Source organism: Alkalibacterium psychrotolerans (assembly GCF_054784355.1).
Genome location: NZ_BAAGPH010000046.1, coordinates 1 through 14,081 on the forward strand (window position 1 = coordinate 1; position 14,081 = coordinate 14,081).

A 14,081-nucleotide genomic window follows, 5' to 3' on the forward strand; every position below is an offset into this window, starting at 1 on the left:
AGTCACGAAGCTGAGTCACTGTGGTATTGTTTGTACGCGCAATCCCACTTAGTGTATCACCAGCTTTTACAGTGTAGCTTGCCTCACCTGGTTTGGCTGGTTCCGCTGGTGTTGGGGCTGGTGTTTCAGGTTGTGGAGCTTCTTCTTTCTGAGCAGAAATTACTAGGCGCTGACCTACAAAGATGCGGTCTGCATTTTCCAGGTTGTTCCAGTCACGTAGTTGGGTCACAGTTGTACTGTGAGTTCTCGCAATCCCACTCAAGGTGTCGCCTGCTTTAACTGTATAGCTAGCCTCACCTGGTTTGGCTGGTTCAGCTGGTGTTGGCGCTGGTGTTTCTGGTTTCGGAGCTTCTTCTTTGTCAGCAGTCACGACTAAACGTTGACCTACAAAAATGCGGTCCGCATTTTCCAAATTATTCCACTCACGAAGCTGAGTCACTGTGGTATTGTTTGTACGCGCAATCCCACTCAGTGTGTCGCCTGATTTTACAGTGTAGCTTGCTTCGCCTGGCTTTTCTGGTTTAGCTGGTTCAGCCGGTTTTGGTACTGAAGGGGTTTCAGCTTGAGCAGCAGGTAAAATCAACTGCTGGTTTACAAAAATAGTGTCCCCTTTCAAGTTGTTAGCTTCTCTAAGCTGGCTGACAGTAGTATTGAATTCTCTGGCAATTCGAGTCAGCGTGTCTCCTCGAACAACTGTATATAATTGATCTTTTGACTCCTCAGTTTCTTTAGGAGGTGTTTCAACTGGTTTAGACTCTTCAGGTTTAGTTTCTTCCTTAGGAGGTGATTCGACTGGCTTAGTCGGAGCAGTCTCCAGTTTTGGAACTTTCAATGTCTGGCCGACAAAGATTAAGTCACTCGAAATATTGTTGGCAGCTCTTAATGCTTGCACTGTCGTATTATAATCTCTCGCAATTTTACTCAACGTGTCTCCTCGAACCACCGTATAATTGGTGGTTTCCTTAAATGTATTCGATGGAGACGGTGTTGTCGGTGCAGGTGCCGGGTTTGGCACTGGCGTCGGTTTATTTCCACCAGATACAGGCATATCGAAACGAGTCAAATCAAATAACTGAATTAAGTTGTTCAATTTATTGGCATAGGTCGGATCTGTCGCGTAACGTCCCTGCAGCCATGCCGTAGCATCACGGTACGACGTAGTATTTTCAATCCAAGTGCCACTATAAAAGAGTGGATTCCAGCTCGTTCCGCTTCTTAGGAGTCTGGCGTTATCTCTTAACGACTCTTCGTAGCCAGGGTATTTTTTGAAGTTGTCGACTATTGTAATCCAGCCTGTGTGAGCATAATACTCTCTTGTCTGTTTAGCTACACTTTGACCATTGTAGCTTCCTTTGATTCCAAATAAGTTATGATTTGGTGGCAAAGATAAACTACTTTTTCCGTAACCCGACTCCAAACTAGCCTGAGCAATCATTACGGATGCATATAAGCCATGTTCAGCAGCGACTTCCTGAGCAAAGCCGGAAATCTGGTTAATAAATGCTGCTGGCGTGTTTGCCTGTCCAATATTACCTGGAGTTGTCGGTTGCGGTTGTCTAGCCTCTGCTACTCCTGCTTCGTTGATAGCCAAAACCTGCCCAACTGACAGTCGATTGACGTTAGTGATATTATTCAGACTGGCTATTTTAGCCACTGTAGTGTTGTAGGTCTGAGCTATTCTTCCAAGCGTGTCACCAGATTTAACCACGTAGACAATCGGTTTTTCTTCAGGCTTAGGTGCGGGCGTCGGCTCTGGTTTTGGTTCGGGCTTCGGTTCTGGAACTGGTTCGGGTTTTGGCTCGGGAGCCGGTTCGGGTGCAGTCTCAGGTTCAGACTTCTCCTCTTCCACTACTTCAGTTTCAGCTTCTTCATTAACGTTTTCATCAACATCACTGGAAGACTCTGAATCAGCCTCATCAGCTTCAATGGAATCCATGTCGCTTTCTTCCTGATCTTCATCAATAATCATATTTTCCTGCACTGATAAATATTCTTCAGCGAGCACTTCAGTTGCGGCTTCAAGTACTTCTTCCGATTCGCTGACCATTTCATCCGATTCATCTGACAAATCGTTCTCGGCTGCCTCTAGGTCATCATTTTGACTGTTTAAAGCATTTTCAACTAATGCATTAAATATTGTATCTAACTGTTCAACCGATAACTGGTCATTATGTAATTGTTCCAGTATCTCTTCTCCACCGGCAAGTTTTATCATGCTGACTAACTGGGTTCTGATGAATTCCATTTCTTCCGTCAATTCAGTGTGTTGGAATTCATCTAGTTCTAATGGTTTAGTTTCTTCACTGTTTTCAAGATGTGGGACTTCATCTTTTTCTTCAATTGTGAAGTTTAAGGCTGTATACTGTTCATATAAATCCAGTAATTCTTCCTTATTCAAATTCAGTTCCTGAGCTTCTACTGTGCTGGCTAAGGGGATGAATGCCATCAGACTGCTGAGAATTCCAGCGGACAACGTAATATTTCTCTTTAAATTCGGGGATTTGGGAGATAACGGTGTTGTTTTTGTCATATTCGTTTTGCTCCTCTCGGGATTACTGATTGTTGTGATACTATATTATACCCCGAGACTGAAAGAATCGGAATCATTATTATGACCATTTTCACTTTGTAAACTTACTGTAATATATCTTTGAGCAAACTCTAATATTTACTTAAATTTAACCCTCAGAAAGGACAATTTATATGCTTTTAAATCCTCTCCGCTTTTCCCATGCAGTACTTGAAAATACTGTTCAAGTAGGTGATGTTGTTATTGATGCGACGGTTGGTAATGGGCATGACACCCTGAAACTGGCCAGTCTAGTTAAAGACGACGGTAAAGTTTACGGTTACGATATACAATATGAAGCTATCCAATCAACTAGAGTTAAACTTAAGGAAACTGGTTTGTCTGACATTGTTGACCTTCTTCACAAGGGTCATGAAAATATAGCACACTTGCCTATCGAACATTCAAAAGTCAGTGCTGTAGTCTTCAATTTGGGTTACCTTCCATCTGGAGACAAAAATGTCATTACTTTACCAGATACAACTATTTCAGCTATAGACAGCTCCCTGCCTCTTCTAAAAAAAGGCGGAATAATTAGCCTGATGATTTATCATGGTCATGAAGGTGGAGAAGAGGAAAAAGATGCTGTGACGAATTACGTATCCCAACTTTCGCAAAAAAAGTTCAGTGTTTTGCGCTATGGTTTTATTAATCAGAAAAATAATCCTCCTTTTCTCATCGTGATTGAAAAGAAATAGCAGCACGACCTGTGATTAAACCATGCATATTAAAAAGGCAGCCTCATATAGGAGACTGCCTTTTTGTCATGCTTATTTAGATTTAATGTATGTTTTACCAATTGCAGCGGGTGCTTCAGCACGACCGATGACTCCAACTAATACTAGAATAGTCAGGAGATACGGTAAAACCTGCAGCCAAATGCCAGGCACATCTTGAATGATTGGAATATAGTTTCCGATACGCGCCAGACTTTGTGCAAAACCGAAGAATATAGCCGCTCCCATTGCACCCAGCGGGTTCCATTTACCAAAGATCATCGCAGCCATAGCGATAAACCCTTGTCCTGCAACAGTCAAAATACCGAATTCATTATGAATAGCCTGAGCTTGAATGGCTCCACCCATACCACCTAAGAATCCTGAAATCAAAACGCCGGCATACTTCATTGTATACACTTTGATACCTAGAGTTTCTGCAGCATGTGGGTGTTCCCCAACTGAACGCAGACGTAAACCAAAGCGTGTTTTAAAGAGAACGAACCAGGCAATAACTGCAATGATAATTCCCAGATAAGCCGGTCCAGATGTATTACGGAAAAAGATAGGTCCGATTACCGGAATACGGTGCAGCAGTAAAATATTTGAACGTCCGAATGCACGCGGCAGTGGACCTGTCTGTGCAGCGCCATGAATAGCTCGCGTCAGGAAGACAGCTAGTGCCGGAGCAGCCAAGTTGATTACTGTACCCGAAACGATATGGTCCGCACGAAGATTAATTGTAGCAACCGCATGAAGAACAGAGAACAGGAGGCCAATGAATCCGCCAGCCAATAACCCAATCCATGGGGTCATATTTCCAAACGTGCCGAAAAACTGAATATTAAAGATAGCTGACATGAAGGCACCCATAACCATGATTCCTTCTAGTCCAATGTTAACAACTCCACCACGCTCAGAGAAGGTCCCTCCAAGTGCTGTTAAAATCAAGGGAGCGGCATACATTAACGAACTTGATACTATAAGTGACAACAGTTGTACAATGTCCATGCCTATTCTCCTCCTTCTGTTGCTTGTTTATTTGTCTGTACTTTTTCAAGAACTACACGAATCAGGTAGTTTGCCCCAACAAAGAAGATGATGGCTGCAATAACGATGCTTGCCATTTCATCCGGAACACCGGCACGGTTTGGCAGGAAGCCTGCACCTACATCCAGCACACCAAAGAGGATGGCTGAGAAGAAAATACCAATTGGATTACCCAATCCTAATAAGGCAACCGCGATTCCGTTGAAACCGACGTGCGGCAACCCGCTTTGTGTAAAGATATTCCCGAAGGTTCCCAGTCCGTGAATCGCTCCGCCTAGACCAGCTAATGCTCCACTGATTACCATGGACAAGATAATGTTCTTTGTGGCACTCATCCCTGCGTAACTTGAAGCGTGAGGATTCAGCCCCACTGATCTTACTTCAAATCCAGCTGTTGTCTGTGTCATAAATACCCAATAAAGGACAACCACAATAATAGCGATAAAGAAACCGACATTCAGTCTGGAACCGGCAGTCAAATTGGACAGCCAATCCAGTCTTAAGCTTGCATTCTCACTGACTCTTTCTGTTGTATTACCACTAGAAATAACATTTCTAATTAAATAGTTTGTTAGATGTAAGGCCGTATAGTTAAGCATAATAGTTACGATAACTTCACTCGTTCCGAAGTATGCTCTTAATGCTCCGGCAATTCCTGCCCAGATGGCTCCGAAGATTATTCCTACTAACAGACTTAGTGTAATTAATATAATTCGTGGTAAATCGGGAAATGCTAGAGCAATCCATATAGCACTAACCCAGCCAATCAGTAATTGTCCTGCAATCCCAATGTTGAAAAATCCTGCTTTAAAAGCTATAGCAAACCCAAGTCCAGTAAAGGTCAGGACGGTTGCCTGTCTCAATGCTTCACCGAAGAAGTACGCACTGGTGAACACTCCGGACAGCATAGCCTGATAAGCTGCAATAGGACTGTAGCCGAAAAACAGCATGAGCAATGCCCCAAATATGAACCCCATAATTATTGACAGGATGGGGACGAGCAGATTATTTAATCGATTGTTACTTGTTGTTAACAAGGGAATCGCTCTCCTTTCCTTCTGTTTCAGCCACTTGTTCGTGTGCCTTTTCTAAAGGAACACCCGCCATCAAGAGACCCAGTTCTTTTTCATTTGTTTCATCAGCTTTTACAACGGCTATAATATTTCCGTCATACATGACAGCGATTCTATCTGACACGTTCATAACTTCGTCCAATTCATAACTCATCAGCAAAACGCCTTTACCGTTATCACGCTGTTCAATTAATCGTTTGTGAATGTATTCAATTGCCCCTACATCAAGTCCTCGTGTCGGCTGAGCTGCTATTAATAGCGCCGGATCACGGTATATTTCTCGTGCAATAATTGCTTTCTGCTGATTACCACCTGACAAAGAAGCAGCAGTGTGCTCTTCACTTGGTGTACGTACATCGAACTCTTCAATTAGTCGTTTAGCATGTTCTTTTATTTCCTTGTGATTCAGAAAACCATGATTACTGAAGGGTTTCTGGTAATAGGTTTGCAGTGACATATTTTCTTCCAGTTTCATTGGCAGAACGAGACCATAACGCTGTCTGTCTTCTGGAATGTGTCCCAGACCAGTTTCAGTAATTTTTCTAGGTTTCTTATTAGTAATATCTTTTCCAGCTAATTTGATGCTTCCAGAATCGACTTTTGTCAGACCAGTAATCGCTTGAATCAGCTCGGATTGCCCGTTTCCGTCAACCCCTGCTATACCCAAGATTTCTCCTGCTTTGACGTCCAGGTCGATTGCTTTAACAGCATCGTATCCTCGCGCTTCTTTTACAGTGAGGTTTTTAATTTCAAGAACCGGATCTTTCGGATTAGCTGGCTTCTTGTCCACTTTAAAGGTAACAGAACGTCCCACCATCATATCAGCCAGTTCCTGCTGTGACGTAGTGGCTACATCTACAGTATCGATACTCTTACCTCTACGAATAACGGTACAGCGGTCGGCCACCTGTTTGATTTCATCCAGCTTATGAGTAATCAGAATAATCGATTTGCCTTCTTTAACAAGAGATGCCATAATTTCCATTAATTCATCAATTTCCTGTGGCGTTAATACCCCGGTCGGTTCATCAAAAATAAGGATGTCTGCCCCTCGGTAGAGAGTTTTTAAAATTTCAGCACGCTGCTGCATACCTACAGATATATCTCTAATACGGGCTTTCGGGTCAACACGCAAGCCATACTGGTCAGACAGTTCTTTTACATCCTTTTCAGCAGAAGCCTGATCCATAAAACCAAATTTATGCTTCTCCTTACCTAACATAATATTTTCTGTAACGGTAAATTTATCTACGAGCATAAAGTGCTGGTGCACCATTCCAATACCTAGTTGGTTTGCTGCATCTGGTGATGAAATGGAGGCTTTCTCTCCATTTACCCATATTTCTCCTTCTGTCGGTTCCAGTAATCCAGACAAAATGTTCATCAAGGTTGATTTTCCGGCACCATTTTCTCCCAGCAGCGCATGAATTTCGCCCTTTTTAAGGTCTAAAGTGATGTTGTCATTCGCTTTGAAGTTGCCGAACTTCTTTGTAATGCCTTTCATTTCAATAACCTTGTTTGCCTCAGACATGACCGATCCCTCCTTCGTTTTTCATTCATTTAAATAGAAACAGTTATTTTATCATTATACATTATTGTATTACGTTGGTAAATTGCAGTTAGATAAATCCTTATTAAAAATCTTCTTAAAAGTAAGTTTACCTTTGCTTTTAAAGATGAAAAAAGCGCCAGCCCAGAGACCAGCGCTTTATTCAATTCACTTGTGCCTATTCAAGTTTATATCGGTTGGGTACTGTTATTCGCTGTATGAAAACTCAGGAACTTCAATTTCACCGTCGATAATTTGCTGACGCGCTTCTTCAACGACTGACCATGCTTCATCAGACATGTTTCCGCGAGTAACGTCAACACCTTCTTCTTCAATTCCGTAAGCGATATTTTCTCCACCTGGGAATCCTTCTTCCATAGTCTGGTTAGCAGACATTTCGATTGCTGAACCTACACCTTTCAATGTTGAAGTTAGAGTGAAGTTTCCGCCGTCCCAGTTTCCTTCTTCTTCCTGGTCACGGTCAACACCGATTACCCAGATTTCGTCATCAGGATCTGATTCCAGACGGTTACGTGCTTCTGTGAATACTCCGTTACCTACTGCTCCTGCAGCGTGGTAAACAACGTCCGCACCATTGGCAAACATACCCGCAGCAATCTGCTGTCCAACACCGGCATCAGAGAATGATTCTGCGTACTGAACATCCACTTCGATGCTATCGTCAACATGCGCTACACCAGCAGTAAAGCCAGTTTCGAAACGGTCAATAACTGGAGAAGCGATTCCTCCAATAAAGCCAACACGGCCTGTTTCAGTTGTTTCTGCAGCCGCTACACCAGCAAGGAACGCTGCTTCGTGGTCACGGAATGTCAAGGAAACAACGTTATCACGATCTGAAATGTCATCAACAATTCCGAAGTTCTGATCAGGGTTCTGGTCAGCTACATCATTGACTGAATCAAGTAGCAGGAATCCGATACCGTAAATAATGTCGTATCCGTCAGCATTAGCCTGGTTCAAGTTAGGAACAAAGTCAGCTGAATCATTTGACTGATAGTAAGCAATGTTGTCATCGCCAACGCCATGGCTGTCTGCCCAGTCATTCATACCTTCCCAAGCGGACTGGTTGAAAGAACGGTCATCTACGCCACCTTCGTCGGTAATCATGGCGATACGGAAGTCGACATCTTCTGTGTCTTCACCATTTTCTTCAGCAGTGTCTTCTCCGTTATCTGTTGTTTCTTCTGTATCGTCTTCGATTGTATCTGTTGTGTCTCCGGCATCTTCACCTTGACACGCAGCCAATACAAAAGCAGATGTACCTAAAGCGAGCATAGCTCTTAATTTTAACATAGTCACGAATAATTCCCCCTAAATAATTTTTATTACTGGACCGACCAAAGAGCTTCTCATTTAAATTTAATAGGCACCTATAAATGATTACGCTATCAGTCAGTCCTTTCAACGTTATAGTAACATTATTGTAACAAAAAGGAAAGTTAGAAATTGATTGCCAATATAATTAGATTGCTCTCATAGTAGTCTGTTTTTAACTTTCCTGATTCATTTCCATTTCATCTTCACCGGATGAAGTCTCGGAAACCAGTACCTCTCTCGGCTTCGATCCTTCAGACGGCCCCACTACGCCATTGATTTCCATCTCATCAACGATACGAGCCGCCCGGTTATATCCTATACGAAAACGTCTCTGGAGAAGTNTTTTGGAATCATTTCTTCTACATAATTCGCTTCCTGCTGATCTTTTACAAAATTAACGACTGCTTCGACTTCTTCATCTGAGATAAAGGCTCCCTGTACACGTGTTGCCTTATTGGCTCCCATCGGTCTGAAGAGCATGTCGCCTCGTCCTAATAGTTTTTCTGCTCCGTTGCCGTCTAAGATGGTTCGAGAATCTGTTCCACTGGATACAGCAAACGCAATACGTGACGGCACATTCGCCTTGATAATTCCGGTAATGACATCGACACTGGGTCTCTGTGTGGCTAGAATCATGTGAATACCGGCAGCTCGAGCCATTTGGGCTAGTCTGATAATGGCATCTTCCACTTCATTTGACGCCACCATCATCAGATCTGCCAGCTCATCTACGATAACAACAATGTAAGGAAGCGGCAGCAGGCCTTCATCGCTTTCGGCATTTTTCTTTTTAACGAAGACATTGTAGCCTTCCATGTTTCGCGATCCACTGGCCGCAAAGAGTTCATAGCGTCTTTCCATTTCCTGAACGACTTTCTGAAGAGCCTGAGCCGCTTTTTTAGGATTAGTCACTACTGGTGTCAGTAAATGCGGAATGCCGTTATACACATTTAACTCAACCATTTTCGGGTCAATCATCATCAGCTTGAGTTCATTGGGTTTAGCTTTCATTAATAGACTGGTAATCACACCGTTAATCGCTACTGATTTACCGGAACCCGTTGCTCCTGCTACAAGCATGTGAGGCATCTTAGCCAGATCGGCCATCGCTACGTTCCCGGCAATATCTCGCCCTAGAGGAACTTCAAGCAGTTTCTCCTTATTTTTCACTTGTCCTTCAATAATGTCTCTGAAGGACACCGTACTCACTTCAGAATTGGGTACTTCTATTCCAATAACTGCTTTTCCTGGAATAGGTGCTTCCATTCGAATATCTTTTGCCGCTAATGCCAAGGCCAAATCATCTGACAAACCGACAATTTTGCTGACCTTCACTCCTGTCGCGGGTTGAATTTCGTATTTCGTTACAGCCGGACCTAAGTTAGCTTTAGTCACTTTACAATTCACACCGAAACTTTCAAAGGTCTCTTCCAGCTTTTTGACGTTTTTCTGAATAATTCCGTACTCATCCGACTGGTCCACTGCTTCAATCTGATTTAATAAAGAGACTGGCGGCAGTTTATAGGCTTCGTTTTCTTCTTCACCAATTTCAAATTCGACAGGGCCAGTATCCTCTTCACTCGCATTGTCTTCAGACTCAGTCTGTTTGCTTGTTGATTGAGAATTCTGGGTGTCTTGAGGTGTTGCTTCGGCTAATTTATTTTCCTGGATCTGCTGATAGCCTTCAATTTCCAGAGCAGTCTGTTCGCCTTCTGAACTATGGTTGTCTTTAATAGGCTGATGTTCATCAGATGATTCGATTTGATTCGTTTTAGCCTGCTGTTTCTTCGGTTTGCTAGCTTTTTTCGTTTTCTTAGCTTTCTTCTTGGTTTTGCGTCTGTCTTTCTGCTTGGCAGATAAGGATTTCAACTGTGCGCTAACCCATTTGAAAAATGACTTGAGTGCCAGCCGAATTCGTTCAAACAAGCTTCGGTAAGAGAACTGAAAGAACGTCATGATACCAAAAAATACCAGAACCACGATCATCATGTAGGTCCCTGCCATAGCAAAAAGGAAATAACTTACTGCAAAAAAGACTGCACCTATCATGCCACCACCAATATTTCCAGCTATACTGTTATTCACAAATTGTGGCCAGAGTGCCTGCCAAGTTGCGGATACACTGTTGGTCGTGTCCGACAGCATCGGCAGTACCCATCGACTATGGACAAATACCAGCCAGGCCGTATATAAGAGAGCAGACCCTCTCGTTCGAGGTCCTTTGAAACTCGGCCATTCCCCTTTTAAAATTAAGTACACACCTGTTGCCAATAATAGAATAGCTAATAAGGCATAGGTTTCTCCTACAAACAATCTGAAGACGTTGGTTAAAAAGCGTCCTAAAAATCCAAATGATCCCAGCACGAGCAGGCTGAAGAAAAATAATATAAATCCAATTAATTCTGGGGCGACCTTGTGCGTTTTTTTCTTCGGTCGTCCACGTTTTTTAGTTCTTGCCATTGTATGTCTCCTTCCTGTTAATCCTGTGCCATTATAGCACGAATTGCTCTATTTCGGTAGCGAACACCGGACGCTTCATATGAATCGGAATTCTAACTGCACTTAATTTAACTGTCTTCAATACATGTGCTCAGGTACCGTTTTCTTTGACCTCTTAAAGCCGAAAGAAGTAAACTAAAGGTAAGAAATTAATCAGGAGGGATAAAGAATGGGATCATTATTTGGTGATTTTTTTAAAAAGGGACAGAATAGAGATTCAAGTGGAGAAGTCATTTATACTAACGAGCCATTTGGAGAGGATACACAGAAGTTCCGTGCAACAGTGTCCGGGCGCGTTCAAGGCGTCGGTTTCCGCTTTACAACGAAACAGGCAGCCGATGAGTTGGGTGTTCGTGGTATCGTGCGTAACGAAAGCGACGGTACAGTTTATGTTGAAGCGGTTGGATCAGAAGAAAAGATCTCTCAATTTATTGAAGCATTACGAAAAGGCCCGAGTCCGTCAGCTGAAGTGGACAAAGTTGTCGTAACTTATGACAAAAACATTGAAGAAAAATCTAATTTTTCTCAAGCCAATTGAATTATAGCTCCCTTTATTGTATAGTGTTGAATAGCGTGTTCGATTCGATGACTATGCTACAAACTCACAATTAAGGGATGAATTGATTTGAAAAACAGAACTAAAAAGTGGTTACTTTCAGGTGGAATGCTTTCCATCGTATTATTCTTATCCGGATGTATGCGTGTTGACCAAAGTGGTACACCGACTGGCGGATTTTCTCAGTTTTTATATGACTATCTCGTACTACCTACTCAGTCTTTCATTGAAATACTGGCGAATGTCTTTGGCGGAAGTTACGGTCTGGCGATTATTGCCATTACTATTATTGTCCGTATTCTGATTTTGCCCCTATCCATTAAGCAGCAGCGTACCTCAATGGAACAGCAGACAAAAATGGCTGTTGTCAAACCTGTAGCTGATGAAATCCAGGCTGAAATGAAAGAAACAAACGACTCTCAGGAAAAACAGGAACTCCAGCAGGAATTAATGGAAGTTTACCGTGAAAATAATGTGAACGCTCTAGGCGGTCTAGCTGGCTGTCTGCCGCTCCTGATTCAGATGCCCGTCTTTACTGCGATGTTCCAGGCCATCCGAATGTCTGAATCCATTCAGGAAGCTACGTGGTTAGGGATTCAGTTAGGTGAACGAAGCGTTCTACTTGCTATTTTGACCGGTGCAGTCTACTACTTGCAGACTAAAGTAATGATGGCTGGTATGCCAGAAGAACAGCGTAAACAGTCCAGCACGATGATGATGATGAACCCGATTATGATTCTGATGTTTTCTATCAGTGGTCCTGCCGGTCTGACACTTTACTGGTTTGCCGGTGGATTTGTAGCCATTGGACAGTCTCTGATTACAAACTTGTACTACAAGCCTAGACTGGAAAAAGAAATGAAAGAAAAGCATGGCGATAAAAAAGTCGTTGAGCGTAAGAAACGTAAACGAAAAACGGTCACTGCTGAAGAAACACCTGCAAAAGGTAAACGCGCAACTCAAGCGCCTTCTGCTAAAGATCGCCGTCAGACAAACAGTCCTTTCGAACAAAAAGCCGGCCGCAATGCCCGAAATTCCGGCAAGCAACAGCGCAACAACAGATAATAATGATTAGGAAGCAGAGAGCCGTGGCTCTCTGCTTTTTTCGTCTTATAATAGTGTAGAAACTCGAAGCGAGTTTCTACCTTTTTAGTTTATACGGTTGTTTTGGAGACTCGGATGAGTCTCTTCCTTTTGATTCCCTTAACTCACCTTACTTGTTGTTCGCCAGTTCATCGAATACTGAATTATTCCACTAACTCAGATTGCTCACTGTTCATCAGTTCATGGAATACTACTTTATTCCCCTAACTCAACTCGCTCGCTACTTGCCAGTTCATCGAATACTGCTTTTTTCCGTTAACTCAGCTTGCTCACTGCTCATCAGTTCATGGAATACTGCTTTTTTCCCCTAACTCAACTCGCTCGCTACTTGCCAGTTCATCGAATAATGCTTTTTTCCCCTAACTCAACTCGCTCGCTACTTGCCAGTTCATCGAATAATGCTTTTTTCCCCTAACTCAACTCGCTCGCTACTTGCCAGTTCATCGAATACTGCTTTTTTCCACTAACTCGTCTCGCTCACTGCTCATCAGTTCATGAAATACTACTTTTTTCCTCTAACTCGTCTTGATCAATACTCATCAGTTAATGAAATACTGGTTTATTCCTCTAACTCGTCTCCCTCGCTACTCGCCAGTTCACGTTATGCTACAAGCTTCCGTTACTTTACTCATAGTACCTTGCCTTAGAAGTACCTATCTTTTTGTAGTGATTCCCCAAGGTATTACCTATCTTATACTTCGAAACCTCTCCTCCCATCCAATTAAACAGATTCAGTGTCGTCAATTTTTTCTGAGGGAACAGTAATTTGTATTCATCAATTGCGTAGAGGATGCAGGACTGAATGGCTGTTTGTTTTTGGCAGGTTAAACAACTGCAGCTCCTCTGAGTTAATGCCACATTAAAGTTATTACACTGCGGACATTTAACGCCTTTTCTCAACTGTTCATATTCATAAGGAGGTAATTGTTTCTGAAATGGAACTTCCTGCTTGTTCATTTCTGATAAACGTTTGCCAAGTATGCGATTCGAACTAGACAGTGGTTTATTCTGATGGTTTAATTTCTTTAAAAACGAATCTAGCTGGGTAGGCAAAATGATGTGTTCAGGTGGAGTTTTAGTGAATAATGTAAAGCCTGGGTTTACACAAACCACTCTTCCGTCAATCGGTATTTGAATATTCCACTGTTTCAGTAACTGAGTCAAAATAGTTAAACTTCTATTCAGCTGATCCAAGGGGTTACCTATCACGTATCCATTTAAGTTTTTCATCACATTTTCGTTAAACATGTACTCACCAGTATAGTTTTTCACTTCAAATACATAGAGACAATTTTCAATAATCAATACCGCGTCAATTTGAGTACTCTTACCATTGATATTGAGCAGCAAATCACTTATATAAACAGCCTCATTGTCAATTGCTCTCATTATTTTCCAGTCAAAAAACTGTTCTCCTTCGTATCCTGACACTAGTGAGTTATAGTAGCTATTATCTTTAGGTGCCAGCTCTACGCGGTTGTGCAGAGCTTCCATCCCTCTAAGCAGACTGGATTTTTCTCTTTCTTTTATTACATTCATTTCATTCCTCCTCTCTCTTTATAGTATTACCCAATCAATTTCATTCTCACTAAATTTATTAAATTAAATTAAAAAAAGGTCCGGCGCA

Annotated in this window: 9 protein-coding genes and 1 pseudogene; 3 read left to right on the top strand and 7 right to left on the bottom strand. The window is 42.3% G+C overall.

Going from position 1 to position 14,081, the window contains the following annotated elements; translation table 11 throughout:
* The coding region (locus ACYVLS_RS08185) for a muramidase family protein (RefSeq protein WP_460323430.1) at positions 1 to 2,530 on the bottom strand (2,530 nt) is incomplete at its 3' end.
* A 173-nt stretch (positions 2,531 to 2,703) separates the two neighbouring features.
* Here ACYVLS_RS08185 and mnmM point away from each other — a divergent pair.
* On the top strand, positions 2,704 to 3,267 hold the full coding sequence (gene mnmM, locus ACYVLS_RS08190) for a tRNA 5-(aminomethyl)-2-thiouridylate-methyltransferase MnmM (RefSeq protein ID WP_460323432.1): 564 nt from the start codon (positions 2,704 to 2,706) through the stop codon (positions 3,265 to 3,267).
* A 72-nt stretch (positions 3,268 to 3,339) separates the two neighbouring features.
* On the opposite strand, the gene ACYVLS_RS08195 is transcribed toward mnmM, so the two are convergent.
* The 5 genes and pseudogenes from ACYVLS_RS08195 to ACYVLS_RS08215 all read right to left on the bottom strand — a co-directional run bounded on the left by ACYVLS_RS08195 (position 3,340) and on the right by ACYVLS_RS08215 (position 10,755).
* The gene (locus ACYVLS_RS08195; protein ID WP_460323434.1) at positions 3,340 to 4,296 is read right to left on the bottom strand and encodes an ABC transporter permease; all 957 of its coding nucleotides are present in this window, start codon (positions 4,294 to 4,296) and stop codon (positions 3,340 to 3,342) included.
* Between the two features lie 2 nt (positions 4,297 to 4,298).
* Positions 4,299 to 5,372: an ABC transporter permease gene (locus ACYVLS_RS08200; RefSeq protein WP_460323436.1), complete on the bottom strand. Its 1,074-nt coding sequence runs from the start codon at positions 5,370 to 5,372 to the stop codon at positions 4,299 to 4,301.
* A complete protein-coding gene (locus ACYVLS_RS08205) occupies positions 5,356 to 6,939 on the bottom strand; it encodes an ABC transporter ATP-binding protein (RefSeq protein WP_460323438.1) in 1,584 nt (527 codons plus the stop codon). Before ACYVLS_RS08205 ends, ACYVLS_RS08200 begins: the two co-directional genes overlap by 17 nt.
* Before the next feature lie 225 nt (positions 6,940 to 7,164).
* Positions 7,165 to 8,271: a BMP family lipoprotein gene (locus ACYVLS_RS08210; protein WP_460323575.1), complete on the bottom strand. Its 1,107-nt coding sequence runs from the start codon at positions 8,269 to 8,271 to the stop codon at positions 7,165 to 7,167.
* Positions 8,272 to 8,467: 196 nt separating this feature from the next.
* Positions 8,468 to 10,755, bottom strand: a pseudogene (locus tag ACYVLS_RS08215) (FtsK/SpoIIIE family DNA translocase).
* Positions 10,756 to 10,963: 208 nt separating this feature from the next.
* On the opposite strand from ACYVLS_RS08215, the gene ACYVLS_RS08220 reads away from it, so the two are divergent.
* Both ACYVLS_RS08220 and yidC read left to right on the top strand, forming a co-directional pair.
* Complete coding sequence (locus tag ACYVLS_RS08220) at positions 10,964 to 11,332, top strand: acylphosphatase (protein WP_460323440.1); 369 nt, start codon at positions 10,964 to 10,966, stop codon at positions 11,330 to 11,332.
* Between the two features lie 87 nt (positions 11,333 to 11,419).
* Entirely contained in the window at positions 11,420 to 12,415 is a 996-nt protein-coding gene (yidC, locus tag ACYVLS_RS08225; protein ID WP_460323442.1) for a membrane protein insertase YidC, read from the top strand.
* Positions 12,416 to 13,078: 663 nt separating this feature from the next.
* On the opposite strand, the gene ACYVLS_RS08230 is transcribed toward yidC, so the two are convergent.
* Positions 13,079 to 13,993: a nuclease-related domain-containing protein gene (locus ACYVLS_RS08230; protein WP_460323444.1), complete on the bottom strand. Its 915-nt coding sequence runs from the start codon at positions 13,991 to 13,993 to the stop codon at positions 13,079 to 13,081.
* Between the last annotated feature and the right edge of the window lie 88 nt (positions 13,994 to 14,081).

What these genes read in the sequence shown, in the direction of transcription:
- mnmM (WP_460323432.1), top strand. Translation starts at nt 2,704, where the DNA reads ATGCTTTTAAATCCTCTCCGCTTTTCCCATGCAGTACTTGAAAATACT.
- ACYVLS_RS08195 (WP_460323434.1), bottom strand. Translation starts at nt 4,296, where the DNA reads ATGGACATTGTACAACTGTTGTCACTTATAGTATCAAGTTCGTTAATG.
- ACYVLS_RS08205 (WP_460323438.1), bottom strand. Translation starts at nt 6,939, where the DNA reads ATGTCTGAGGCAAACAAGGTTATTGAAATGAAAGGCATTACAAAGAAG.
- ACYVLS_RS08210 (WP_460323575.1), bottom strand. Translation starts at nt 8,271, where the DNA reads ATGTTAAAATTAAGAGCTATGCTCGCTTTAGGTACATCTGCTTTTGTA.
- ACYVLS_RS08220 (WP_460323440.1), top strand. Translation starts at nt 10,964, where the DNA reads ATGGGATCATTATTTGGTGATTTTTTTAAAAAGGGACAGAATAGAGAT.
- ACYVLS_RS08230 (WP_460323444.1), bottom strand. Translation starts at nt 13,993, where the DNA reads ATGAATGTAATAAAAGAAAGAGAAAAATCCAGTCTGCTTAGAGGGATG.